26 protein-coding genes are annotated in these 24,363 nt (G+C 65.9%); 4 read left to right on the forward strand and 22 right to left on the reverse strand.

The window, feature by feature from the left end:
* Window positions 1-27 precede the first annotated feature (27 nt).
* From ACFWAY_RS31310 to ACFWAY_RS31350, 9 genes are all read right to left on the reverse strand, one after another.
* A complete protein-coding gene (locus tag ACFWAY_RS31310; RefSeq protein WP_378513260.1) occupies window positions 28-357 on the reverse strand; it encodes a hypothetical protein in 330 nt (109 codons plus the stop codon).
* Complete coding sequence (locus tag ACFWAY_RS31315; protein WP_378513261.1) at window positions 354-689, reverse strand: hypothetical protein; 336 nt, start codon at window positions 687-689, stop codon at window positions 354-356. The genes ACFWAY_RS31310 and ACFWAY_RS31315 overlap by 4 nt, the downstream gene beginning before the upstream one ends.
* A gap of 625 nt (window positions 690-1,314) precedes the next feature.
* Window positions 1,315-2,139: a phage major capsid protein gene (locus ACFWAY_RS31320; protein ID WP_378513262.1), complete on the reverse strand. Its 825-nt coding sequence runs from the start codon at window positions 2,137-2,139 to the stop codon at window positions 1,315-1,317.
* 183 nt (window positions 2,140-2,322) lie between these two features.
* Entirely contained in the window at window positions 2,323-2,721 is a 399-nt protein-coding gene (locus ACFWAY_RS31325) for a hypothetical protein (protein WP_378513263.1), read from the reverse strand.
* The gene (locus tag ACFWAY_RS31330) at window positions 2,714-2,869 is read right to left on the reverse strand and encodes a hypothetical protein (protein ID WP_378513264.1); all 156 of its coding nucleotides are present in this window, start codon (window positions 2,867-2,869) and stop codon (window positions 2,714-2,716) included. The genes ACFWAY_RS31325 and ACFWAY_RS31330 overlap by 8 nt, the downstream gene beginning before the upstream one ends.
* The gene (locus ACFWAY_RS31335) at window positions 2,862-3,002 is read right to left on the reverse strand and encodes a hypothetical protein (RefSeq protein ID WP_378513265.1); all 141 of its coding nucleotides are present in this window, start codon (window positions 3,000-3,002) and stop codon (window positions 2,862-2,864) included. Before ACFWAY_RS31335 ends, ACFWAY_RS31330 begins: the two co-directional genes overlap by 8 nt.
* Window positions 3,003-3,574: 572 nt before the next feature.
* Complete coding sequence (locus ACFWAY_RS31340; protein ID WP_378513266.1) at window positions 3,575-4,399, reverse strand: hypothetical protein; 825 nt, start codon at window positions 4,397-4,399, stop codon at window positions 3,575-3,577.
* Between the two features lie 385 nt (window positions 4,400-4,784).
* Window positions 4,785-5,780, reverse strand: a complete 996-nt coding sequence (locus ACFWAY_RS31345) for an AAA family ATPase (protein WP_378513267.1) — start codon at window positions 5,778-5,780, stop codon at window positions 4,785-4,787.
* A gap of 130 nt (window positions 5,781-5,910) precedes the next feature.
* Window positions 5,911-6,153, reverse strand: coding sequence for a hypothetical protein (locus ACFWAY_RS31350; RefSeq protein WP_378513268.1), 243 nt, complete (start codon window positions 6,151-6,153; stop codon window positions 5,911-5,913).
* A gap of 114 nt (window positions 6,154-6,267) precedes the next feature.
* Here ACFWAY_RS31350 and ACFWAY_RS31355 point away from each other — a divergent pair, with 114 nt between their 5' ends.
* Window positions 6,268-6,828: a hypothetical protein gene (locus ACFWAY_RS31355; RefSeq protein ID WP_378513269.1), complete on the forward strand. Its 561-nt coding sequence runs from the start codon at window positions 6,268-6,270 to the stop codon at window positions 6,826-6,828.
* A 68-nt stretch (window positions 6,829-6,896) separates the two neighbouring features.
* Here the strand turns inward: ACFWAY_RS31355 and ACFWAY_RS31360 are convergent, their stop codons facing one another.
* Window positions 6,897-7,103, reverse strand: a complete 207-nt coding sequence (locus ACFWAY_RS31360) for a hypothetical protein (protein ID WP_378513270.1) — start codon at window positions 7,101-7,103, stop codon at window positions 6,897-6,899.
* Window positions 7,104-7,348: 245 nt separating this feature from the next.
* Between ACFWAY_RS31360 and ACFWAY_RS31365 the strand changes: the two genes are divergently transcribed.
* Window positions 7,349-7,768: a hypothetical protein gene (locus tag ACFWAY_RS31365; protein ID WP_378513271.1), complete on the forward strand. Its 420-nt coding sequence runs from the start codon at window positions 7,349-7,351 to the stop codon at window positions 7,766-7,768.
* Between the two features lie 316 nt (window positions 7,769-8,084).
* On the opposite strand, the gene ACFWAY_RS31370 is transcribed toward ACFWAY_RS31365, so the two are convergent.
* The 6 genes from ACFWAY_RS31370 to ssd form a co-directional block, all read right to left on the reverse strand.
* Window positions 8,085-8,294 carry a hypothetical protein gene (locus tag ACFWAY_RS31370; RefSeq protein WP_378513272.1) on the reverse strand — a complete coding sequence of 70 codons (210 nt, stop codon included), beginning with the start codon at window positions 8,292-8,294 and terminating at the stop codon, window positions 8,085-8,087.
* Window positions 8,291-8,437 carry a hypothetical protein gene (locus tag ACFWAY_RS31375; RefSeq protein ID WP_378513273.1) on the reverse strand — a complete coding sequence of 49 codons (147 nt, stop codon included), beginning with the start codon at window positions 8,435-8,437 and terminating at the stop codon, window positions 8,291-8,293. The genes ACFWAY_RS31370 and ACFWAY_RS31375 overlap by 4 nt, the downstream gene beginning before the upstream one ends.
* A 247-nt stretch (window positions 8,438-8,684) precedes the next feature.
* Window positions 8,685-9,272, reverse strand: coding sequence for a type II secretion system F family protein (locus ACFWAY_RS31380; RefSeq protein ID WP_378457421.1), 588 nt, complete (start codon window positions 9,270-9,272; stop codon window positions 8,685-8,687).
* Window positions 9,269-10,060 carry a type II secretion system F family protein gene (locus ACFWAY_RS31385; RefSeq protein ID WP_378457422.1) on the reverse strand — a complete coding sequence of 264 codons (792 nt, stop codon included), beginning with the start codon at window positions 10,058-10,060 and terminating at the stop codon, window positions 9,269-9,271. The genes ACFWAY_RS31380 and ACFWAY_RS31385 overlap by 4 nt, the downstream gene beginning before the upstream one ends.
* Window positions 10,057-11,259 (reverse strand): TadA family conjugal transfer-associated ATPase, encoded by a 1,203-nt coding sequence (locus tag ACFWAY_RS31390; protein WP_378513274.1) that lies wholly within the window; start codon window positions 11,257-11,259, stop codon window positions 10,057-10,059. Before ACFWAY_RS31390 ends, ACFWAY_RS31385 begins: the two co-directional genes overlap by 4 nt.
* Complete coding sequence (gene ssd / locus ACFWAY_RS31395) at window positions 11,256-12,341, reverse strand: septum site-determining protein Ssd (protein ID WP_378457424.1); 1,086 nt, start codon at window positions 12,339-12,341, stop codon at window positions 11,256-11,258. Before ssd ends, ACFWAY_RS31390 begins: the two co-directional genes overlap by 4 nt.
* 379 nt (window positions 12,342-12,720) lie before the next feature.
* Here ssd and ACFWAY_RS31400 point away from each other — a divergent pair, with 379 nt between their 5' ends.
* On the forward strand, window positions 12,721-13,557 hold the full coding sequence (locus tag ACFWAY_RS31400; protein WP_378457425.1) for an HAD-IB family hydrolase: 837 nt from the start codon (window positions 12,721-12,723) through the stop codon (window positions 13,555-13,557).
* A 413-nt stretch (window positions 13,558-13,970) separates the two neighbouring features.
* Here ACFWAY_RS31400 and ACFWAY_RS31405 read toward each other — a convergent pair whose 3' ends face one another.
* From ACFWAY_RS31405 to ACFWAY_RS31425, 5 genes are all read right to left on the reverse strand, one after another.
* A complete protein-coding gene (locus ACFWAY_RS31405; RefSeq protein WP_164063501.1) occupies window positions 13,971-14,720 on the reverse strand; it encodes an oxidoreductase in 750 nt (249 codons plus the stop codon).
* Window positions 14,721-14,751: 31 nt separating this feature from the next.
* Entirely contained in the window at window positions 14,752-16,497 is a 1,746-nt protein-coding gene (locus ACFWAY_RS31410; RefSeq protein WP_378457426.1) for a dipeptide ABC transporter ATP-binding protein, read from the reverse strand.
* On the reverse strand, window positions 16,494-17,468 hold the full coding sequence (locus ACFWAY_RS31415; RefSeq protein ID WP_378513275.1) for an ABC transporter permease: 975 nt from the start codon (window positions 17,466-17,468) through the stop codon (window positions 16,494-16,496). The genes ACFWAY_RS31410 and ACFWAY_RS31415 overlap by 4 nt, the downstream gene beginning before the upstream one ends.
* Entirely contained in the window at window positions 17,461-18,387 is a 927-nt protein-coding gene (locus ACFWAY_RS31420) for an ABC transporter permease (protein ID WP_378513276.1), read from the reverse strand. Before ACFWAY_RS31420 ends, ACFWAY_RS31415 begins: the two co-directional genes overlap by 8 nt.
* Window positions 18,388-18,511: 124 nt before the next feature.
* Window positions 18,512-20,128, reverse strand: a complete 1,617-nt coding sequence (locus tag ACFWAY_RS31425) for an ABC transporter substrate-binding protein (protein WP_378513277.1) — start codon at window positions 20,126-20,128, stop codon at window positions 18,512-18,514.
* Between the two features lie 317 nt (window positions 20,129-20,445).
* Here ACFWAY_RS31425 and acs point away from each other — a divergent pair, with 317 nt between their 5' ends.
* Window positions 20,446-22,437, forward strand: a complete 1,992-nt coding sequence (gene acs / locus ACFWAY_RS31430) for an acetate--CoA ligase (protein WP_378513278.1) — start codon at window positions 20,446-20,448, stop codon at window positions 22,435-22,437.
* Between the two features lie 51 nt (window positions 22,438-22,488).
* Here the strand turns inward: acs and ACFWAY_RS31435 are convergent, their stop codons facing one another.
* Window positions 22,489-24,306, reverse strand: coding sequence for a DUF5939 domain-containing protein (locus ACFWAY_RS31435; protein ID WP_378513279.1), 1,818 nt, complete (start codon window positions 24,304-24,306; stop codon window positions 22,489-22,491).
* Window positions 24,307-24,363: the final 57 nt, after the last annotated feature.

Here is a 24,363-nt window from a genome sequence, read left to right on the forward strand (position 1 = left end):
CCGGCTGCGGAGCCGGGGGTTCTATCCCTACATTGACCCCGCATGTCCGTGGAGCCGTTCGGTCAAACCGTCAAGGTCTTGGGGAGTTCCGGTCATCGAATACCGGAACCAGTCAGCGATTGTGGCGATCTCTATCGCCTCCATGATCGCCAGCGTCATCCCGTCGTACCTGACTCCGTGGCGGGCGGGTAGACCCAGCTCGGCACGGACCCAATCGTCCAGGTCTACTGCGTACTCATCGATCCCACAAAAGGGTTTGGCGCGGTCGAGAACGATGTCGTAGAACCTCTGGGGGAGACGATCCGTCAGATCGTCAGCCGATACGGTCTTCTGCTGCCTTGATCGACGCTGCATCATGCCCCCTGGATCGGGACGACGTTGTTGCCCCGGCTCCACCGGGTGCTTGCCGCCTTCTTCGCGGATTCGACGCGGGCGTCCTCCTTGAGCTTGACGATTAGCTCCGCCTCTGGGAGCTTCATCGCACCGATGAGGTCCTTGAACAGCCCGCGTTGTGCGCGGTTCTCGCCGGTCAGCGGGTGAATGACCATCTGGCCCATGGATCCCGTCACAGTCAACGGCTGGTCCGCCATCGCCTTCTCGTTCGCGGCGATGACGTCGAGAGCACGGCACGCCTGGTTCAGCAGCTCCTGGCGGGCTGGTTCGTCCTCGAAGATGAACGTGTCCACCATGCTCCTCCAGAACCGCTTTCCGGCGGTTTCGAGGCCTCTTGGGGTAGTGATCCTCGTAGTTTCTGGCATTTTTGTACCTCTTTCTGTACTAGTTTGATGGGTCGAATGCGAGGTTGGCCGGTGCGAGAAACACCGAGCGACCAGCGCATACGTGTTGTTGAAGGACTTCGCGTCCGATCGAAAAATGGACGAACGCCAATCGCATAGCGGAAGGCAGATCCGCATTACGACCCGATCCCCCGTGCGTGGGGCAGGGGTATACCCCCCTGGGGGGTGCAGGGGCGCTGACCTGCGGATACACCCCCGAGAGAGGCCCGAGGGGAGCGCCGAGAGCCGGTACCCAGTGCAGACCCAGACCCCGAGCCGGTGCCTGCCCTCCCACAGGCAGGCAACCCCCAGGCCCCCAGGCAGCAGTGCCCCAGTGCCCTACCCGGTGCCCTCGCGTACCCCGGTGCTCCCGTCGCTTGTGGGTTCCGAACAAGCCGCGGTGCGAGTAACCCCAGGTCGGACCAGTGCCGGCCACCGGGCCGGCCTGTGCACATCTGACAAACCGGGTACCCACCCATACAAAGAAAGGCCCCCACCCTGGTGTAGGTGGGGGCCGATCTCTACTCACTCATCAGAGTCAGGCGGCGTTGTACAGACGCACGATGCCTGCCGGGTTGATCAGGCCGAATCCGACGCGCGAGGTAGCGCGGATCTGCACCGCATCGCTGGCGAACGCGGCATCACCCGAGGTGACAACCTGAGTGCCGGTGCGCCGCACCGTCATGATCTGGGACTTATCGAGGCCCCATGCCTCACCGGCAGCAACCGCAGTCGACACGATCACCGGGACACCAGCCAGGGTGACACCGTCGCCGACGTTGTCCAGGAGGCCCTGGTTCGAGCCGGTGCCGGTCTTGGCCTGAGCCAGCGCCAGCGCCACATCAGGAGCCAGGACGAAGTGAGTCAGCTCAGCACCAGCATCCTGAGCTTCCTTCTTGGCCGCGTGGAACGGATCCAGGTTGGTGTACGCAGCACCGGTGTCGACCACCGAGTACGACACCGAGAGCAGACCCGAGGGGCCGTTCGTCGTGGTGTTCGCGAAGAACGCTGCATCGATCTTCCGAGCGATGTCACGCGCGAGACCCTGGCCAATCTGGTTGGCGACAGCAGGGTTCGAGTCGTTCAGCGCCTCGTTCGAGACCTGGGTAAGACCCGCAACCTTCTTCGGCGTGACCACGACCTCATCGGTGTCGGGATCGGTGAGGGTGATGGTCGAGTTCTCGGCATACCAGCCGGTAGCCGGGTCCGCCTGCAGAACCGGGAACCGGATCGTCTGCGATGCAGTCTCCACGACGGTGCCAGCCTGGAACGGGACGGCCTTCGCCGCCACCGTGATGTCCACGAGCTTGCCGTAGTCCTCGGGAGTCCACGCAGTGGTGAGGTTCGAGTTAAGAACGGTCATGTGTTGTTCCTCCTGGAACGAGAAGGCCCCAAGGCCTGATGCCTTGAGGGCGTTATGAATTGAGCGAGGCGGAACGCATCGGGCGTCCGCCGGAATCACCGGCCGCAGACCGGATCATGTTGGGCCACAGGCCCTAACGTTGGTTACTGCCGACGCCGCAGACGCAATGCAGTAACCGAAGCTTCATCGGAGAAGGTCACCCCACCGAGGAGTACCTCGACCATGTGAGCCGTGTCCCTGGCTCGGGTCGATCGCTCGATCGTTGGGCTTCAGGCCAGGTCGGGCACCGAGAACCTCGACAGCAACGGCGTCGACCTTCTCGGGGTCGACGTCACCGTTGTCGTCCAGGAGATCGGCGAGGGTCTTGCCCGACAGCGTCAGGAGATCCGCAGGAACGCTCAGGTGCTTCGCTGCAATCCGTTCCAGCTCCCGAGTCTGTAGACGCTCGATCCGCTCAGCCAGCGAGTCACGCTCGGTGCGTGCCTCATTCCGCTCGGTGCGGTACCTGGCTTCTTTGTTGACCTTGGGAGTTTCCTGCTGGTCATCCGGGGTCTCGATCGGTGCGTTGTTCTCTTCAGTCATTGGCCTGTGCCTCCCAGGAGGTGATGACCATGCCATCGAGCATGGACTCGCCAGAGCCGGGGCGGATGACGGCATCCTCAGGGATGCCCCAGGTGACCTGGCGACCGCCATGGTCGAGCACGCGCTGGATCAGGTCAGTGTCAAGCATTGTTCTCCTTGGTGTTGGTGAGGGCTGCGAGTTGTTCTCGCAACTCGTTGCGCTCGGTTCGGTATCGGGCGGAGTGGGTCCGCAGGCGCTTGATGCGCTGCTGCCAGTCGATGGGGAGTTCATCGAACGTCATGGGTTTGCCTCCTGGGCATCAAGAAAGCCGCCTGTGTGCGCCACAGACGGCTCAGAAACTGGAATTGGTATGACGGTGGCCTATCGGCCATAGATCCGTATCAGTGCCTCTGCCACTTCGGAGGCGTTGAGCGGGATGCCGTCGTTCTGGAACCGGACTCCAGCGGACTCGAATGCTCGGACTACTTCGAGTGCAGCCCGTTGCTCTAGTCGGCGGGTGCGCTCGTTGTCTCGTCTGCACTCGCGGCAGAAACCTTGCCGGTCCCGATCTGCACTAGATCTGATCTCGTGGCCGTGCGGGCACATGGTCATGCGAACACCTCCTTTCATGAGGATCATGGTTTTGGCGAAATGTAGAAGGCACAGACCATCTGGGTCTGTGCCCGTTGTTGACGACGAATCGTCGGGAAGCCTGAGCTTCGGGAGCTGTCCGTTGACCGGGGGCGGAAAGCTCGACCGAAGCCGGGAGCGCCGGAGAGAATGGCGGCGCTCGGGGGAGGAGAAACACCGACCTGAAACGGGTCTCTCCTCCCTCATAAGTAAGCGATTCGCGTAACCGATTTCGGGGGTTGATCACTGTGAGATGAACCACACATTGTCATCCACCTGTTTCAGGGCTCCGTTGATCTCCCTGCCTGGATACCTCCACGTGATTGTCACTCGATCCCAGTCATGGGGAAGCTCTGGCGGCATGGGACTTCCACCTGTGCCGTACCGGCGTGCGATCCTGTCCGCAGCTGTCTCCACAGATCCCCTGATGCGGTTGTGGCGCATCAGCATGATGGACCGGTGGACCGGGAGCGAGTACTCCTCGGCCTCGGCCTCGTAGCCCTCTCTGCCGTCGCCCCGTCGCAACGGGCCTCCTGCCGGTGACCATCCACCACGGGGCCGTTCGCCCCACAGAGACGGATCACTACGCGGCTGCAGCCGGTTCCACTCGGCGGGGGAGTAGTCGAGCTTTCCCACGCCAGCGATGTAGACGCCGTCCAGGTCGAACATCTTCGGCTCGGGCCGAGGCCGGTTTGCACGTCGTTCGGCCCGGCGGCGGGCGTTGTGGACGTCTTGCTTGCAGCGGGCGGAGCAGTACGTGGGTTGTTCCCCTTTGCCTCTGTGCTCTGGCAGATTCAACGGCTTCCTGCACAGACGGCACACCTCGAGCAGGTTGTCCCGTGAGAATCCGCTCTCGATTACGAAGCCGACAGCGAACATGTCGTCATCGATGTCGTCGTCTTCTTCATCAGGCGGCAGGTTCCGGAACTGCCTGTGCCGGTCTTGGTGTGACCAGCACTGGTACGGCCGGTATTTTTTCGGGCTCCCGATGCCTCGGGCGTCGTCCATTGTGCTCTTGAAGCTCATGTTGATTCTCTCGTGTTGTGGAGCGCCCACAAAGACGCTCACGTGTTTTTCCTGGTGGATGGTTGGCCGGCACTGACTCCGGCCTGTGGGGAAGTGACAACTTCCCGGTGTGGCAGCTTCGAGGCTGCCCGGAAGGACCGGCCATGAAGCCGGTCCCTGTCCGATGACTCTGACTCCTTTGATCCGTCAGAGACCCGGTCGGGATGAAACGGAGACCGGGGGGCTCAGTTGTCCTTCGCCCTCCGATGCGGAGCCGGAAAGGCTCCGAGGGAGTTGTTGTTGCGGGGGTGATATTTATAGGGGGGATCAACAACGGAACAACCGGGTCTGACCTGCGAAAACGCTGATCTGAGACCGTGGGAATTGTTCTAGCTCAAAACGCTCTGACCTGCATAGATGCAGGAAAGTGTTCCAGTGGGAGCAGTGCTCACAACTGCCATTTGCCGGACTCGAATCTGCCTCCCGCTGCCGACATCGCCTTCCGGAACGCTTGCCGCGCTGCCTCTCCATTTGCGAAGCCGTTGGGGTCCGCCTCATACAGCCGACGACCGATCTCAGCCTGATTCCTGATGGTCCTCAGCTCAGGATCGTTGACCACCTGGGCGAAGAGGTCACGACGCTTCGCGTACGTCTCTTCAGTTCGCTGGCGAGTGTCCTCGGTGGAGTTCAACAGTTCCCACTCCGCAGAGGCGCGGCCCCAGTTCGCCGCCAGCAGCAAGCTCCGGTCGGCGTGATCGTTGGATCGAATTTTGATTGCCCTGGTGTTGGGCTCGGTCACATCGTGGACGTGCAGGTTCAGACGCTCCCAGGCAGCGTATGCAGTCGAGCCCATGGCACCAGTCGGTGTATGGCTTCCTGATTGGGCCTCGAAGTTCTTCGCGGAGTGAGCCACCAAGATCACGGTGGTTCCGTTCTCTTGGATCTTCGTCAGCTCCGACGTCAAGGCTCGTGCGGCGTCGTCGTCGCTGACCTTGCCCGACCCAAGAGAGCCCAGCACATTGTCGAACACCAACAGCCGCGCATGTTTCGCGGCGTGTAGGTAGCGGTCCCAGTGGTCAGCGTTGTATCGAGTGATCCCGACTGTGTCGGCGGGAACGCCGTGCTCCCGCATCCGAAGACCCCATCGGCCAGATTCTCCGGGATCGGTGGTGATCACCAATACGTTGCCGTGGGCGTTCACGCGCTGTCCGCAGAACTCCCGATCGCCTCGGGCTACAGCAGCCGCCATTGCGGCAACCAGCCGGGTCTTGCCTACGGTCGGTTTGCCGCTGACGATGGTGGCTTCGTTGTGGATCAAGCCCTCGATCAGGAAGTCTGGGGTTTCGTCGGCTTTGTCGGCCCAGTAGTCGAACGTCATGAATGGCGTGCCTTCCCAGCAGCTTGGACCAGCCGGAAACAGGTTGGTCACGTTGTCGGTAGTCATGGATTCCTTTGTGTGAGTAGGGTGGAGACAAGGAACCCCCGGCGATTCCAGCGCCGGGGGCTCTGTCGTGTATTGCGTGCGTTGCGGATGTTGCGTTGCCGATGCAACGGCTGGACCTGGGATATTGCGCCTATGCCGCAACGGCTTCCGGTATTGCCAACTCGTACGTGTAGTCGTTGCCGTCGATCGCAACGGGGCGCAAGAATCCCGCAACATGCAGACGCAACGTGCCCTCGTCCATCTCCTCTGGCGTCCGGTCCGTCGCAACGCCGAGCATCCCGAGTGCAACCAATGAGTCAGCACTCGACGTAGAGGGGTGCGATTCGATCGCATCGAGCCAAGCGAACGCGTCGACCCCGGTAGTGGTCTTCAACTGTGTGTATCTCCTCGTGTGTATCGCCGGTCCATCCGGCGCTGGCATGACTATGACACAAGCTCAACATGTCCGTCAACTCCAACATGTTGAGTTTGGTGCTAGGGTCGGCGCATGAAATCGAATCGCCACGTGGAGATGGATCTCGGACCCGACTGGACAGTGAAAATGGCCTGGCCGGAGGAGGGGGACATCCAGGGCGGGCCGATCGCAGTTTTGATCGAGCCGTCCGATCCGCAGGCGTACCCGGCAGGGGGAATATCGAGCACTGTCCTGCGCTCGGTGGACTTCCGCGCCGCTATGGCCAAGCTGCGGAGTCAGCTTGCGAATGCCGACAGATGGCGGAGGCGGTCGGACGAATACGAGGCGGGCCGGATCGAGCGGATCCGTGACGCGCTCGCCAAGGGCATCAGTCCCGAGTATTTGGCGTTGTTGTCGTCGGCGTACGTCTCCCGTGTGAACTCGGGGCAGGCGAAGCCGGTCGAGCATCTCGCCGAGGACATCGGGAAGTCGTTGCAGACGATCCGGGGGCACTTATGGAGAGCGCGTAAAGAAGGACTACTCACCGGCTCGGCAGGCCGGAAGGGCGGACAGCTCACGCCAGAGGCGTCGGCGATCTTGTCCCGGATCGTTCCGAACGCTCCGCAGGAGGTCCGCCCACCTTCGTCGCAATGAACTTGACATTGGACTGAGAAGCCCCCGCGCCCAATGGGACCGGGGGCATTCTCATGTGACTCGCCCGATTACGGACGCTTCGCCGCCCAAGCTTCCTGCTTGCACTTGTCGACGGCTGCGACAACCTCGGGGACGTACGTGGAGTTGGCCGTAGTCCCGGTACGGATGATGTCGATCCCACGGGTAACCGAGAGGTCGTCGTTGTGGGTATCGGTACACATCAGCTCGACCTGGAAGTCTGCTCCCTCAGGGGCGAAGTCACGGACCCACTTCACGGTCTTGCGATCCTGGTGGTCGGTATCAACCTCCTGGTAGCACCTCCGGTTCGAGGCATACCACTCAGGGGGCATAACGGAGTCTGCGGGGAACGTCTGTGGCATTGCCAGCCTTTCTCATGGGTACGGGTGGATCCGCACCAAGATCAAGATAGGACCTCTGCCCAGCTCCGAATCGACACCCCTCGGGATGACCGACCTATCCGCGAGGCTTTCGTACCGCGAGGTCGGTTCATACTGAGGACATGGTTGATCCTGTTTGGGCTGGTGTCATCGGTGGCGCGATCGGTGGCTTCTTCACTTCCGCCGTTTCGCTTCTCGGTCCTCGCGTCAACTGGGGGATTGAATCCAGGAAGCTGGACAAGCTCCACGAAACCGAGATGAGCAAGACGCGACAGGAACACCGACGTGCGATGGTCGCCGAATGGCGGATCGGCATCCATGAAGAACACGAAAAGCGTGTTCAAAAGGAACGGGACCGAGGTTCAGGCCCCTCGTATCTTGAATCGCTGTCGGGCCTGCGATGGTTCGAATCGCTTCGTCCTCGTTTGACAATCGAAGCGAATGCGATTAACGAGATCTCCTGGAGCTTCGAGGACTCAGACAAGGTGGAAGAGCTCTCGGCTGAGGTTGCTCGGATCGAGAAGGAGTGGGGACTCGTCTAAGGACGCCCCTGCGGGGCGGCAGTCCCGGACCGAACGGACACCTAACGGTGCCTGTGTTTGATCCCCTCCCCCAAGGTCGCCCGGTAGCCATACCCCGATATACCGTCTCGGCCAACACTTCTGGCCCGATGTCTACGAGGACATCGAGCTTCGTTGGACCTGTTCGACGGCGTGCACTCCACTCGATCAGGTGCCCCGCGCCGCTCGCGGGGACTAGGGATGGATCACGGATGCGGTTGGTTAGCGTCGGACTCGCACGGATAACGACGTTTGGCCCTGAGAGGCCCGTAGAAGGCCTAACAGGGCTCGGGTGGTGTCAGAGGTAGGGCCGAGCATCCAGTCGGGATGCGATGACTGCGAGGTCTTGTTGCCGGAGGACCGGGACGTTCCGGTAATCGGTCACTGAGAGACCGATCTCGACGGCTCCAAGCTCCAGCTCACCCAAGGTGAGACCGGCAGCGTCGATGACGTCGTCGGTGTCCGCACCGAGAAGATCAGCGGCTTGGTTGATCGTGTAGGTGCTCATGCCGCCCACCCGAGGGCGAGCAGGAGACGAGCGAAGAGGATCGAACCGGCGTAGACGCCGATCAAGATGATGTTCATCGCGACGAAAGCGAGCAGATGCTCAAGCTTGTCACTGGACGGAGATACACTTCTTCCATGGCGCATGACGGCTCCTGACCGTGTGTGTCCTAGACCCTGGTCGGTGTTGGTAGCACCTACCGGGGTCAATTTTTAGGGGAGTAAACGCAGCTATCGCGTACTCCGCGGTCGACATGCCGTCCTCGTCCGTCGCGAGCATCGTCAAGCGGGCCGTCAGTGCCCGAACTTCCGCCAAGGCCCGGATTCCGTGTTCCATGGTGTTCCCCCTTCAGAGTGTCCGGCGCAGCGGTTCTGCGCCGGAAGTATCGATCTGTCACAACAGCCCGCCGTCCAGCACACGCGAGGCCAGCCCGACGACGACCGGGATGATCCCGAGACAGATGAATGCCGGCAGGAAGCACAGCCCGAGGGGGCCACTGATGAGCACACCCGCTCGTTCGGCCGACGCAGCCGCCAGATGCTCGACCTGGATCCGGCCGTCGGCAGCGAGTTCTGTCATGGAACCGGCGAGCGACGATCCCGATGCGGCCGACCGGCGCGCCATGCGGGCGAGCGATTCGGTGGCCGGGTCCGACGCCGCCGCCTCCCACGCGGTCGCCGCATCCGCCCCCAGCGACAGCAGGTCCGCGGCCCGGCGCAGCGACTCCGACAGCGGCGCGGGCGCCGACCGCGACACGGCCTGCGCCGCGGTCGCGACCGGCAGTCCGGCGCGCAGGCACGCTGCCAGCAGGTCGAAGGTCGCTGCGATCGCGAGCGGGTCCCCGCGGCGCGCGCCATCGTCCACCGCGGACGCCGCATCACTCGGGCCACCGCGGTCGCCGCGCAGTCGCTGCACCGGCGATCTGGGTGCGGGCAACACCAGCACGGCGCAGGCGAGGAGAAGTACCGCGCCCCAGATCATCCCGTCACCCGTCCGGTGATCCGGTCGGTCCACAACAGGCCCGCGCACACCAGCCCCGCACCGAGCAGCAACAGGATTCCACCCACACCGCCGCCGAACAGCACCGCCAGAGGGGACGCCCCCATCATCTGGCCGAGACCGACACCCAGCAGCGGCAGCCCGGCCAGTACGGTCGCCGTCGCCCTCGCCCCAGCCAGCGACGCCTCCGTTCGCTGACGGAAGCGGCTGCGTCCCAACAGGTCCGCCCGTGCCGCCTCGAGCAGCTCCGCGAGTGCGAGGCCGTGCGCGTCGGCCACCGCCCAGATATCGGCGATCCGCCCCAACTCGGCACCGACGCGGGAGTCCGCGATCCGGAACCCGTCGGCGGCAGATCCTCCGAGCCGCGAGCGCGCCGACGCGGCCCGGAATGCCGCCGCCACACTGCCCGCCGACTCGTCGGCCGCCGTCTGACATGCGGCAGCGGGATGGGCGCCCACCCGAAGTTCCGCCGTCACCACCTCGAGACTCGACAGTACGACGCGCAGATCGGCGTCCTTCGCTTTCGCCGACCTGCGTCGCAATGACCTGAAACGCACTGTTGCACAAACGATCATTGCAGCGAGGACCGCGCAGAGTCCGCCCAGTTCGTACGCGATCGGAATGCCGGCGAACGCAGCCGGAACCATCCAGGGCAGACGAATCCGGCGACGGTAACCTTCCCGGCCCGTCACCGCGAGCAACCGGGGCCGCGATCTCGCGGACGGCACCGCCAGCACCGCACAGGCGAGCACCACCAGACCGGCGATCACGATGGCACCCCCGTCACCGAATCCACCGGTCCACGCCGAGAACACAAGTGGCGGAGCCGGTCCACCGCCGGACCCTCACCCGTGTCGTGGTTCCAGGCGGGCACGATCGTGACGTGCCCGTACTCGTCGCGAGTGACGACGCCGATCTGCGTCAGCCGCCGCGTCCCGCTCGAAGAGCGGTGGACGTGCAGGACCACCTGCACGGCGGCGGCCAGCTGACTGTGCAGCGCCGCGCGGTCCATTCCGCCCAGTGCCGCAAGCGCTTCGAGCCGCGCCGGAACCTCCTCGGGAGAGTTGGCGTGCACCGTCCCGGCACCGCCGTCGTGACCCGTGTTGAGCGCCGTCAGCAGGTCGACGACCTCGGCGCCGCGAACCTCACCGACGACGATCCGGTCGGGGCGCATACGCAGGGATTGACGGACGAGGTCCCGGACGGTCACCTCACCCACGCCCTCGACGTTGGGTGCCCGAGCCACGAGCCGGACCACGTGCGGGTGCGTCGGCGCCAACTCCGCGGCATCCTCCACGCACACGATCCGTTCCGCCGGGTCCACCGCCCCCAGCAGCGCGGCCAGCAGAGTCGTCTTTCCGGCCCCGGTGCCGCCGGTAACCAGGAAGGCGAGCCGTGCCTGCACGATCTTCACCAGCAGGTCGTGGGCCGCCTCGGCCACGGCACCGCTCGCGACGAGCGCACCGAGCCCCTGGGTTGCCGGGCGCAACACCCGCAGCGACAGGCAGGTGCCGCCCTGGGCCACCGGAGCAAGGACGGCATGCAGCCGCACGCCGAACGAGCCGTTCCCGACGTCCCGCAGTCTTCCGTCGACCCACGGCTGAGCGTCGTCGAGACGGCGTCCGGCAGACAGCGCCAGACGCTGGGCGAGCCGGCGCACCGCCGCCTCGTCGGTGAATCGGACAGCTGCGCGTTCGAGCCCGCGGCCCCGGTCGATCCACACCTGGTCGGGCGCCGTGACGAGCACGTCCGCGACTCCCGGTTCCGTCAGCAACGACTCGAGCGGGCCGGCGCCGGTGAGTTCGGTCATGAGCACCCGCAGCGCCCCGAGCAGGTCGGTGTCCCCGAGCACGCCACCGGACTCGGTGCGGATGGCAGCGGCGACCGTCGCCGGCGTCGGCTCGCCGGACGTGTGCGCGAGACGCTCGCGCACCCGATCGAGGAGGTCGGGCGTGACGAGGGAACTCACGCCGCCCACTCCCGCGACCGCGGTCTGCTGCCAACCGTGTCGAGGACCGCCTCGGCCGCAGCGCCCAGTGGGGAGCGCCGGCTCGGCCTGAGGCCGCCGTGTTCGAGCATTCCGGTGAGCGCGCGCTCGGCGCGCATCGATGCGATCAGCGGCAGGTCGAGAACCTCTGCCACGTCGGCTCCGCGGAGCCCACCGGGCGCCGGGCCGCGGACCACGAGTCCCTGGTTCGGGTTCCTCTCGGTGATCCACTGCGACACCTTTCCCGCGGCGATGCAGGCCCGGACGGTCGCGGGCACGACGAGGACCACCAGATCGGCGAGTTCGAGGACGGTTTCCGTGACCGGGCCGGGGAACCGCGACACGTCGCACACGACCAGATCGCCCGCATGGCGGCCGGCATCGGTGACCGCACGGACTGCGGCCGCTGTCGGTCCGGCGCCGTGCCCCGTCCTGCTGCAGGCGAGCACCCGCAGGCGCTCGCCGCGGGCGGGGAGAGCGTCCCGAAGCGCGCTCGAGGAGATCCGGCCGCCCTCGATCGACAGCCCCGACCATCGCAGTCCGGGCACGTCCTCGACACCCAGCAGCACGTCGAGGCCGGATCCCCACGAGTCGGTGTCGAGCAGAAGCGTGGGCTGCGGTCGCGACGCGGCGGTGAGGGCTGTCGCCGCCGCGAGCGTGGAGGCGCCCGCACCACCGCATCCGCCGACGACGGCGACAACGGTGCCGTCCGCTTCGGGACGTTGGGGCTGCTCGCCGAGCACGGCGACCAGCGCCGACTCGTCCTCGGGCACCGCGAGCACGTGTTCTGCACCGACCGCGGTCGCGATCCGCCACTCGTCGATGCCGGGCGGTCCGTCGCACAGCAGCACGACACGGCGCCGGCGTGGGAGCCGGTTGCGGCACGCGGCGGCCGCGCGCGCGTCGAGCACGACGATCGGGGCGCTTCCCCAGACGTGCCGGGCGTCGGCGACATCGACCTCGTTCAGCGCCCGGTCGGCCGCCGCCGCGACGCGCCTGATGCTGTGCAGCAGCGCCGGATCGTCGACCAGAACCAGCACTTCACCCCCGCTTTCTGCGTCCATGCAGCGAGCGTGCCCGCTGAGGGAGGCCGCAGGAAGGGGCTCGGCTCAATTGTGGACAACTTCGGCCCTGTGGATAGAAACTGGTACAACCGCACCAATTTCGGAATCCGGGTCGAGAAGTGCGGCAGACCTGCCGCGCACAGAGGACGACCCTCGCCAGGGGGGGAGGAGGCGAGGGTCGTCTGTGTTCAGCCCCGGGGGGTCGGGCTGAACATCGTCCGGATTAAATCCGAACATCAGCAATACTACACCTCCCCCAATCAGTATTTGCAAGTTCAACTGTTGAACGTTCCGTCGTGTCGATAGTGCCGAAAGACCCTTCCTTCGCCCGTTCATACGAGCCTCCGCCCCACCCGAAGTCCGCATATCCTTGGAGATTGTGACCGCGAAGCCGCAGAGAAGTGCCAAGACAGGTCGACACACCGAGACGGGTCGGGTTGCCGCATTCTTCGACCTCGACAAGACGATCATCGCGAAATCCAGCACCCTCGCGTTCAGCAGACCGTTCTTCGATCAGGGTCTGATCAACCGCCGATCGGTCCTCAAGAGCAGTTACGCGCAGTTCCTGTTCCTGCTGTCGGGCGCGGACCACGATCAGATGGAGCGGATGCGCGCCTACCTCACGAGCATGTGCGCGGGCTGGAACGTGGACCAGGTCCGGTCCGTGGTCGCCGAAACCCTCCACGACATCGTGGACCCCCTGGTGTTCGCCGAGGCCGCCGACCTCATCGCGGACCACAAGCTGCGGGGCCACGACGTCATCGTGGTCTCGGCGTCGGGCGAGGAGGTGGTGGCGCCGATCGCCGAGGCACTCGGGGCCACGCGCAGCACCGCCACCCGCATGGCGGTCGAGGACGGGCTCTACACGGGCGAGGTGGAGTTCTACTGCTACGGCGAAGGCAAAGTGGACGCAATGCGGCAACTGGCCGACGAATACCACTACGACCTGTCAGCATGCTACGCCTACTCCGACTCCGTGACCGATCTCCCGATGCTGACCGCGGTCGGCCACCCGACCGCGGTCAACCCGGACCGGGCGTTGCGGAAGGCTGCGGCCGGAAACGGTTGGCCCATATTGACTTTCTCCAATCCGGTCTCCCTCCGGGCACGCCTCCAGGCGCCGTCCGCCACCACCGTTGCGGCCACGGCGGCGGTGAGCGTCGGGGCCCTGGTCGCGGGCGCGTTCACGTATGGAGTGTTGCGCCGCAAGCGCTGACGGCCGCAACCCGCGACACGGTCACAAACCGAATTTGATACTTGCTGTGAGGGGGGTCACGGGGTACAAAGGAGTTACGGAAGAACGGAAGGCCAAGGTCGACCCAGAAGAGAAGGATCGATCTCCCGACCAGGATTCCCAGCACGGGCACTAGGCACCCACGCGAAGCATAAGCCACTATAAGGGCAGAAGCGTTGTGGGCCTGCGAGACTCGAGTCTTCACCGGCAAGGACCCTGCACAGGTTGCAAGGACGACCCGACGATATTCGGACTCTCGCCGAGGCCACCCACACAACCCACCTTGCACGCTTGGTAACCGGTTGTCCGTGCTAACGGGCGGCGAAGTCGGCAGCAGTCGGCAGCGCCGCCCGTTTCACATGTTCGGAAACTTCTTGCAATGCAAAGGATTTCGACTAACTCGCTGCGGCTTCCGCGATCGAGGTGGCCTCCCGGGCTCCGGCCTCCAGAGCGCCGCAGCAGAGGACCACCCAGCTGCCGACACCCTCCGGTTCGCCCGACGCGAATGCGGCAGCCCCATTGCGGTACGCCTGCTGTCGGCGCAACCAGCTGACCTCCGGGACCCCGAGATTGTGGGGATCGAGCCCGCTCGCCACGGAAACCAGACGTGACGCGGCGCGCGCGACGATACCGTCGCCGACCCCGAACGGCTTCAGCGTCAACAATTCCCCGTGCACCACGGCCGCCAGAACCGGCGCGGGCGCAGCCGTTCCCCCCGTCACGAGCTGGGCGAGACCGTCGAGCCGCTCCGCGACGCCGGACCCGGCACGCGGCCTGCCGAGCAATTCCTGATCCTCCACGAGGTCGGCCGCGGCCAGCAGATGCAACCGCGCGAGGGCCTGCAGGGGTGCCCGCTGCCAGGTGGACTGCAGAAGCGTGAGCGCGTCACCGTCGAGGGCCTGCCCAACCCGCAGCGCCCCCGACAGAATCGGATCGCCGACCTCGCCGGGAGCGGGTAACTCGGTGCTGCCGCCGTCCAGCGACGCCGAGGCGCGGGCCGCCCGGACCGCCGCCTCGGCCGCCGTGGTCGGCCAGCCGCGCCGGTTGGTCTTGTGGCGGTGAACCGCGCCGAGCGCGTCGCGCGCACGGTCCGCGGCTTCGCGGACGCCGGGAAGGTCGACGAGGGGCTGCAACGGGTCGCTCACGTACCGGAACGCTACCCGGCGCCGTTCCGCGTCAGGCGCCGAGCCGGATCGATCCGCCGGGAATCGCATCCAGCAGCTTCCGCGTGTACTCCTCCTTCGGCGACGTGAAGACCTCGTCCGTCGTCGCTTTCTCCACGATCGCGCCGGTGGACATGACGAGCACGTCGTCGGCAATCTGCCGCACCACCGCCAGGTCGTGGGTGATGAACAGGTACGTCAACCCCAGCTCCGCCTGCAGGTCGTTCAGCAGGGTCAGGATCTGGTCCTGGACCAGCACGTCGAGCGCCGACACCGCCTCGTCGCACACCACCATCTCCGGCTGCAGCGCCAGCGCCCGGGCGATCGCCACCCGCTGCCGCTGGCCACCGGACAACTCGTTCGGGAACCTCCGCATCACCGAAGCCGGCAGCGCCACCTTGTCCAGCAGGTCGCGTACCCGCGCTTCCCGCTCCGCCTTCGTCCCCACCTTGTGGGTGCGCAGGGGCTCCTCGACGGTGCGGAAGATCGAGTACATCGGGTCGAGCGTGCCGTACGGATTCTGGAAGATCGGCTGCACCCGGCGGCGAAATGCGAGCGTCTCCCGGCGGTCCAGCGTCGCGACGTCCTTGCCGTCGAACACGACATTCCCCGACGTCGGCGCGAGAAGTCCGAGGACCATCTGCGCGACCGTCGACTTGCCCGACCCCGACTCGCCGACGATGGCCGTGGTCGTCCCGCGCCGGACCGCGAAGGAGACGTCGTCGACGGCGGTGAAGTCGGTGGACTTCCGTAGCCCGTGCCGGATCTTGAACATTTTGGTCAGCCCGGTGGCCACGACCACGTCGTCGGTGGCCTTGCCGAACTCGACGCCGATCTCGCCGTGCTGTTCGGCCTCGCCGACCACCTCGAGGGCGTGCTCCCGAATGTCCGCACGGGCCAGCGAAGAACTCCGGCGTTGCGACGCCAGCGACGGCGCCGCGGCCACCAGTTTCCGGGTGTACGGGTGGCGCGGCCGCTGCAGGATCTCCAGCGCCGGCCCCGCCTCGACCACCCGCCCCTTGCTCATGACGATCAGATGCTCGGCCCGCTCGGCGGCCAGACCGAGGTCGTGGGTGATGAGCAGGACCGCGGTGCCCAACTCGTTGGTGAGACCGTCGAGGTGGTCGAGGATCTGGCGTTGGACCGTGACGTCGAGGGCCGACGTGGGCTCGTCCGCGATCAGCAGTTGCGGGCGAGCCGAAAGCCCGATCGCGATGAGCGCGCGCTGGCGCATGCCACCGGAGAACTCGTGCGGATACTGGCCCAGGCGGTCCTCGGCGTCGGCGAGTCCGGCCTCCTCGAGCAGCTCGGCGGCACGCGCCTTCGCGGCCTTGCCCTTCGCGATCCCGTTGGCTTCCAACGCCTCCTCGATCTGGAAACCGACCTTCCACACCGGGTTGAGGTTGGACATCGGGTCCTGCGGGACGAGGCCGATCTTCTGACCGCGCAGCTCGACGAACTCGCGCTCGGACGCCTCCGCGAGGTCCTGCCCCTCGAACAGGATCCGACCGCCGGTGACCTTTCCCGTCCCGGGTAGCAGGTTGATGATCGCGTGGGCGGTCGTGGACTTGCCCGAACCGGACTCACCGACGATCGCCACGGTCTGCCCCGGATACACCGTGAGGCTGACACCGCGCACCGCGGGCACGAGCCCGGAATGGGACTGGAACGACACTTCCAGGTCCCGGATCTCGAGCAGCGGCACCTCGTCGGCCGAATTCTGCGGTCCGGCTGGTTCGTTCGTGGACACCACGGTCACCTCTTCCGGGCCTTGGGATCGAGCGCGTCCCGGAGAGCGTCGCCCATCATGATGAAACCGAGCACCGTGATCGCCAGCGCGGTCGCCGGATAGAACAGGATCGGCGACCCCTGACGCAGCGTGACCTGGGCCGTGCTGATGTCGCCGCCCCACGAGATCTCGGTGGACGGCAGACCGATGCCGAGGAACGACAGCGTCGCCTCGGCCACGATGTAGATGCCGAGCGAGATGGTCGCGATCACGATGATCGGGGCAAGGGAGTTCGGCAGCACGTGCCGGACGAGGGTACGCACGTTCGACACACCGAGCGCCCGCGACGCCATCACGTAGTCGTTGTTCTTCGCCGAGATCACCGAGCCACGAGCGATTCTCGCCATCTGAGGCCAGCCGAACAGGGCGAGGACCACGATCAGCGTCCAGATGGTGCGGTTGGCGAACAGCTGCATCAGGACGATCGCGGCGAGGATGAGCGGGATGCCGAAGAAGATGTCGGCGACCCGGGACAGCAGCGAGTCGGCCCAGCCGCCGTAGAACCCGGCGACCGCACCGAACACCACGCCCACGACGAGCACGATCGACGTGACACCGACACCCACCAGCACCGACGCCCGTGCCCCGTAGATCGTGCGGGAATAGATGTCGCAACCCTGCTTGTCGAATCCGAACCAGTGCCCCGCCGAGGGCCCCTGCATGCTGAACGCGAGATCGCAGAACCTGGGGTCGGTGCTGGTGAACAGAGCAGGGAAAGCCGCCACGGCGATCACCACGACGATGATCACCGTCGCGACCAGGAACAACGGACGTTTGCGGAGATCCCGCCACGCATCCGACCACATGCTCGTCGGCGGCTGGTCGATGTGGACGGCGTCGGTCTCCCCCGGCGCCGCCACCTCTTCGGGTGCCACGAAATGCGCCTGACGGGTTTTCCGGTCGCCCGTCCGGGCCGACTCTTTCCCCACTTTCTCAGACATAGCGAATCCTCGGGTCGAGCGCGGCGTACAGGAGGTCGACGAGCAGGTTGGCGAGCAGATAGATGACGATCAGCACCGTCACGAAGGACACCACCGTCGGCGCCTCACCGCGCGTGACCGCCTGATAGATCGTGCCGCCGACACCGTTGATGTTGAAGATGCCCTCCGTGACGATCGCGCCGCCCATCAGGGTGGCGAGATCGGCGCCCAGGAACGTGACCACCGGGATCAGCGAGTTCCGCAGCACGTGCACCTGCACCACGCGGCGACGCGAAAGACCCTTGGCCGTCGCGGTTCTCACGTAGTCGGCGGTGAGGTTCTCGGCGACCGACGTCCGGGTGAGCCGGAGCACGTACGCGAACGACACCGACCCGAGGACGAACGCGGGTAGCAGCAGATTCTTGAAACTGGTGTTACCCCCGACCGTCGGCGGCACCAACCCCCATTTCACGCCGACGAAGAACTGGGCTAGGAAACCGATGACGAAGATCGGGATCGCGATGATCACCAGGCTCACGAGGAGAACGGAACTGTCGAAGACGCCGCCCTTGCGGAGTCCGGCCCACAGGCCGAAGCCGATCCCGAAGATCCCCTCGATGGCGAGTGCCATCAGGGACAACTTGATGGTGATCGGGAATGCCTGCGCCAGCACCTCACTGACGGGGCGGCCGGAGAATGACGTACCGAAGTCGAGGGTGAAGATGCCTTTCAGATACAGGAGATACTGCGTCAGGAACGGCTCGTCGAGGTGGTACCGGGCACGAAGTTGAGCCGCCACCGCGGGGCTGAGCGCCTTGTCGCCGGCCAGCGCGGCGATCGGGTCTCCCGGCAGCAGGAACACCATCGCATAGATCAGGAACGTGGCCCCGAGGAACACGGGGATCATCTGGAGCAAACGGCGACCAACGTACCAGAGCATCGGATCACCTCCTATTCGTCGGGAGCAGTGACGTCAGGAATCCGAAGCCTCGGCTCGCACTCCCGAGCGGGGCCGCGAACTGACAGCTCGCGGCCCCACTCGTCGTCGAACAATCTCCGGTGCGTCAGTTCTTCTCGATGTCGGAATACATCGGGATGCCCTTCCAGTCGATGACCACGTTGGACACGTTCTCCGACCAGCCGCTGGCGGCGTTGCGGTACCACGTCGGGACGGCAGGCAGGTCGCGCAGGAGAACTTCCTGCGCCTGGTTCAGCAGTTCCTGGGCCTTGTCGGGATCGACCTCACCCGCGGAGGCACGCAGAAGCCGGTCGAACTCGGGGTTCGAGTAGTCGCCGTCGTTGGAGCTGCCACTGGTCTGGTAGTTCTGCGCGAGGAAGCCGTACTGCTGCGGGTAGTCACCCTGCCACCCCGAACGGAACGCGCTGGGGATGGTGCGGTTGGTGGCCTCGGTGCGGATCTGCGCGAACGTGGGGTACTCCTTGCCCTTCGCGTCGATACCGAGGGTGTTGCGGATGTTGTTGGCGGTGGCGTCGACCCATTCCTTGTGGCCACCGTCGCCGTTGTACGCGATCTCGAAACTGCCCGACCACGGGGCGATGGCATCGGCCTGGGCCCACAGCCTCTTCGCCGTCTCCGGGTCGTACTTCAGGTTGCCGTTGCCGACGAGCGAATCCGACCAGCCCTCGATGGCGGGGCTGGTGAAGTCGAGCGCGGGCGTGCGGGTGTTGTTGTAGATCTGCTGGGTGATCTGGTCGCGGTTGATCGACATCGAGATGGCCTGGCGGCGCAGCGTGCCCTCCTCGCCGCTGAAGTGCGGCAGACGGCCCGGGATCGTGAACGTCTCGATGGTCGCGGACGGCTGGTTGACGGTGCGGCCCGGCAGATCGGTCTCGAACGTCGTGACCGCGCTCGGCGGCACCTGGTCGAGAACATCGACGTTGCCCGCGAGCAGATCCGTGTACGCCGTGTCGAGGCTGTTGTACATGACGAAGTCGACGCCGGCGTTCTTCGGCTTACGGTTGCCGTTGTAGTCGGGGTTCACGACGGTGTCGATCCGGACGTTGTGCTGCCACGCTCCGGGGCCGGACATCATGTACGGACCGTTGCCGATCGGGTTCTCACCGAACGCGGCCATGTCCTGGTACGCCACCGCAGGCAGCGGGTAGTACGCGGCGAACCCGAGGCGGTCCGGGAAGGCCGACTCGGGCTGCTTCAGTTCGATCGTGAACGTGGAGTCGTCGACCACCTTCAGTCCCGACATGGTCTGCACGGTCGGGTTCTCCGCGGCCACCTCGTCGTAGCCCTGGATCGGGTCGAAGAACGACGCTTGGATCTGCGCATTCGTGGACAGCGCGCCGTAATTCCAGGCGTCGACGAATGAGGCCGCTGTGACCGGCGTGCCGTCCGTGAACGTCCACCCATCCTTCAGCTTCACGGTGAAGTTCTTGCCGTCGGTCGTCTCGATGGACTCGGCGACCTCGTTGTTCACCCCGCCGTCGGAGTCGTAGGAGACGAGCCCCGCGAACAGCGAATCGACGACGCGGCCACCCTGATTCTCGCTGGTATTGGTGGGAATCAACGGATTCTGCGGTTCACCTGCCCAGGCGTTGACGATTCCGCTACCACCCCCGCTCGTCGAATCACCGGACGAGCAGGCGGACAGCATCCCTGCTGCCAGGCCGACCGCCAGAACGGCGGTTGCCACACGTGTGATGCGCAAAACGATCCTCCCAGATCTGCATGGTTCCGGGCCGCGGTTCCGGGCGCAGCCCGAATGATGGCATGACGATAAGTCAGCGTTTCAATCTGTGTAGCCACGACGGGCGAAACTCGTGCAATCGGCACCTGATCGAAACATCGTCGGCACGGGGGGTCTCCACTCGTCGTCCCCGATCGCCGTCCGTCGCGCGCAGTCGACCGATCGTCGCAGAATATGGGCATGCAACCCTGTGCAACGGTGCGCTCGAGAGACCATGTGACTACCCTCACACGTGCTAGAAGTGCCGAATTCGAGACTGGAAAGAAGGCCGGGCCACAATGACCAGTGCAGCACAGGCGAGCGGAGCGACGGAGAAGTCGGAACATTCTGATTCCGTCCCGCAGGTGTATCCGCCGAGCCCCGAGTTCACCGCAACGGCGAACGCCGGCCCCGACCTCCAGGCTGCCGCCGACGAGGACCGTCTCGCATTCTGGGCGAAGCAGGCCGAGCGCCTGCACTGGCACGCCCCCTTCTCCGACGTCCTCGACTGGTCCGACGCCCCGGTCGCGAAGTGGTTCGTGAACGGACGCCTCAACGTCGCCTACAACTGCGTCGACCGCCACGTCCTCGCCGGCAACGGCGACCGCGTCGCCATCCACTTCGAGGGTGAACCGGGCGACACCCGCGACCTCACCTACAACGACCTCCTCGCCGAAGTGAGCAAGGCCGCCAACACCTTCAGCGACCTCGGACTCGTCGCCGGCGACCGCGTCGCGATCTACATGCCGATGATCCCCGAAGCCATCGTCACGATGCTCGCCTGCGCCCGCCTCGGCCTGACCCACTCGGTGGTGTTCGCCGGCTTCTCCGCCAGCGCCCTGCGCTCACGCATCGACGACGCCGAAGCCAAGCTCGTCGTCACCGTCGACGGACAGTGGCGTCGCGGCCAGGCCGCACCCCTCAAGCCCGCCGTCGACGAGGCCCTGGCTGGCGTAGCCGGTGATCCGACGGATGCTGGCGCCACCTCGGTGAAGCACGTGCTGGTCGTCAAGCGCACCGGCATCGACGTCGACACCGCCGAGGGTCGTGACCTGTGGTGGCACGAGACCGTCGACAAGGCGTCCGACACCCATCAGGCGACCCCGTTCGACGCCGAACACCCGCTGTTCATCCTGTACACCTCCGGCACCACCGGAAAGCCCAAGGGCATCATCCACACCTCCGGCGGCTACCTCACCCAGGCCTCGTACACCCACCACAACGTGTTCGACCACAAGGCCGGCCAGGACGTCTACTGGTGCACCGCCGACATCGGCTGGGTCACCGGCCACAGCTACATCGTCTACGGGCCACTCTCGAACGGTGTCACCCAGGTGGTCTACGAGGGCACCCCGAACTCCCCCGACGAGCACCGCCACTTCCAGATCATCGAGAAGTACGGCGTCAGCATCTACTACACCGCACCCACCCTGGTGCGCACATTCATGAAGTGGGGCAGGGAAATTCCCGACGCCCACGACCTGTCCTCGATCCGGCTCCTCGGCTCGGTCGGCGAACCGATCAACCCCGAGGCCTGGAAGTGGTTCCGCGAGGTGATCGGCGGAAACACGGCCCCGATCGTCGACACCTGGTGGCAGACCGAGACCGGCGCGATCATGATCTCCCCGCTCCCCGGAATCACCGCCACCAAACCCGGCTCCGCGATGGCCCCGCTGCCCGGCATCTCCGCGAAGATCGTCGACGACGACGCCAACGAACTCGGCGCCGGCGGCTCCGGCTACCTCGTGCTCGACAAGCCGTGGCCGGCGATGCTCCGCGGCATCTGGGGCGACATGGACCGCTACCGCGAAACCTACTGGTCCCGCTACCCCGAGCAGGGCTGGTACTTCGCCGGCGACGGCGCCAAGTACGACGAGGACGGCGCCCTGTGGGTCCTCGGCCGCGTCGACGACGTCATGAACGTCTCCGGGCACCGCATCTCCACCTCCGAGGTCGAATCCGCCCTCGTCGGACACCACGGTGTCGCCGAGGCCGCCGTCGTCGGCGCCGCGGACGAGACCACAGGCCAGGGCATCGTCGCGTTCGTCATCCTCCGCGAAGGCGTCGAAAACACCGGCGACACCCTCATCGCCGAACTCAAGGCCGAAGTGTCCCGGGAGATCAGCCCGATCGCCAAACCCCGCCAGATCACCGTCGTGCCCGAACTCCCCAAGACCCGCTCCGGCAAGATCATGCGACGCCTGCTCAAGGACATCGCCGAAGGCCGCGACCTCGGCGACACCTCCACGCTCGTCGACCCCAAGGTCTTCGACGCGATCCGCGGCAAGTAGGTCGCTCCGCGCCCCGTGAGTGGTTGACGAGTCCCTGCACTCCTCAACCACTCACGGGCGGCGAAGCCGCCACAGCGTCTGCTCCTCGCCGATACCCTTCAGACCGGTCGTGAAGACGTCGCACCGGTAGTCCGATTCCGCCAGCAGCGGCGCCACCTCCGGGTCGTCGTGAACGGCTCGGGACAGGACGATGTCGCCACCCGCCGCACAACCCTGCACCCGCGCCGCCAGGTTGACGGTCGCGCCGAAGTAGTCGATCCGGCCGTCGTTGTCGATCATCACGGCCGGCCCCTGGTGCAGCCCGACTTTCAACGCCACCGAATCGTCGTCGCCGAGGTGCCCGCGACGGAAATCGTCCCAGCCGGACTGCATCGACACCGCCGCCGACCAGGCCTCCCTCGCACCGGCGAACGTCGCCATGACCGCGTCACCCATCTGCTTCACGACGCCGCCGTTCTCGCGCACCACGGCATCATGCAGGTAGCGGAAATGGCTCTGCACGAACGCGAACGCCCGGACGTCCCCGATGCGCTCGTACAGGGCGGTCGAGCCGCTCAGATCCGTGAACAGCACCGCCAGGTTCGCGATCCCGATCTCGTCGCCGGGCGCCACCCCTTGATCGGGGAACAGGTCCTGGAAACCGTCGAGCGACGTGACGAGCGCGCCGGTCGCCGCGGCGTCCTTCCACCGCTCCCGCTCGACCACCACCAGCGCTTCGCCGGGGAGCCGGTTGGCGACCTCCAGCCGGATCGCCCCGTCGGCGTCGGGCGAACCATGCACCCGGAGTTCACCGGGCCCGCACTCGACCCGCAGCGTTCCACCGGCAGGGCCGACCTCGCAGGCCACCGGGGTGCCCACCTGATAGCACCGGAGCCGCAACCACCCCGGGTCGAGTTCGAGCCGCTCGGAACGCTGCTCCCCCGGCTCGAGCCGCAGCTGAGCCACCGCCGACGGTGAATTCGCCGGACCACCGATGCAGTACCGGGCCCGCTCCGCCCGGCGGACCGCCGGGTTGACGTCGAAGCGGATCTCCACCGACCGGGCCAGGTCGGTGTCGAAGGCGATGTCGCACGTGTCGCAATGGACGCGGCTGGCCAGCTGTCGAATCCGGCCGGCGTCCTCGCGGACGGTCCGGCAGACCGGGCACAGCACGCTCCAGCTCAGGTCCAGCAGACCGCAGTCCGCGGCGTGGAGGAAGACGTAGAGCAGCTGCATCCGATCGGCACCCCAGCGGTCCGCCAGCTCGAACGGTCGCATGCCCGTCACCTCCAGGTCGGACGCGGTCCGCAGGTGGGATTCCAAGCGCCCGATCAGGTTCGGGGCATCGTGCGATCGAGTCAGCTGTGCCGTGCGGAGTTCCAACCGGCCGGCGTCGAGTTTCTCCGGCGGCGGCAGGGCGGGCACGGCATGCGTCTGCGGATCGCGGATGTGGAGTTCTAACGCGCGCGCGAGCGCCACCGTCTTCCGTATACCCGTGCGCGCCAGTAGGGTTCGCGCCGCAATCGCGCCGAACCAGGTCCGCGGGACGATCCGGGCGAACACCTCGACTTCGGTCTCGTCGGCGGCCGGGTGGAGCCGGACACCCGTCGAGACCTCCGCGAGCGGACCGCGGGAGAACCGCCGGAGGACGTGGTAAAAACGGCCCTCGATCCACTCGAACGGGAACTCCTCGTAGCGCACCCGCCGCCCGTACGAACGTGTCTCCGCCGAATAGTGTCCCTTGCGCCGACGGTCCAGCATCGGAGCGAAGTGCACCGGTGACAGATCGATATTGCGGTTGAGCCGATCGGTATCGGCGAGGAACGACCACAGATCCTGCTTCGGCAGCCGGATCCGGGCCGTCCTGGACAGCAGCACGGCTTTCGCCATGCAAGAACTATAGGCTCCGCCCGTGCGCCTTTCTGGTAGTTGGAACAACCAGAAAGG

It is taken from the genome of Rhodococcus sp. NPDC059968, assembly GCF_042738615.1.
Taxonomy (GTDB): Bacteria; Actinomycetota; Actinomycetes; order Mycobacteriales; family Mycobacteriaceae; genus Rhodococcus_F.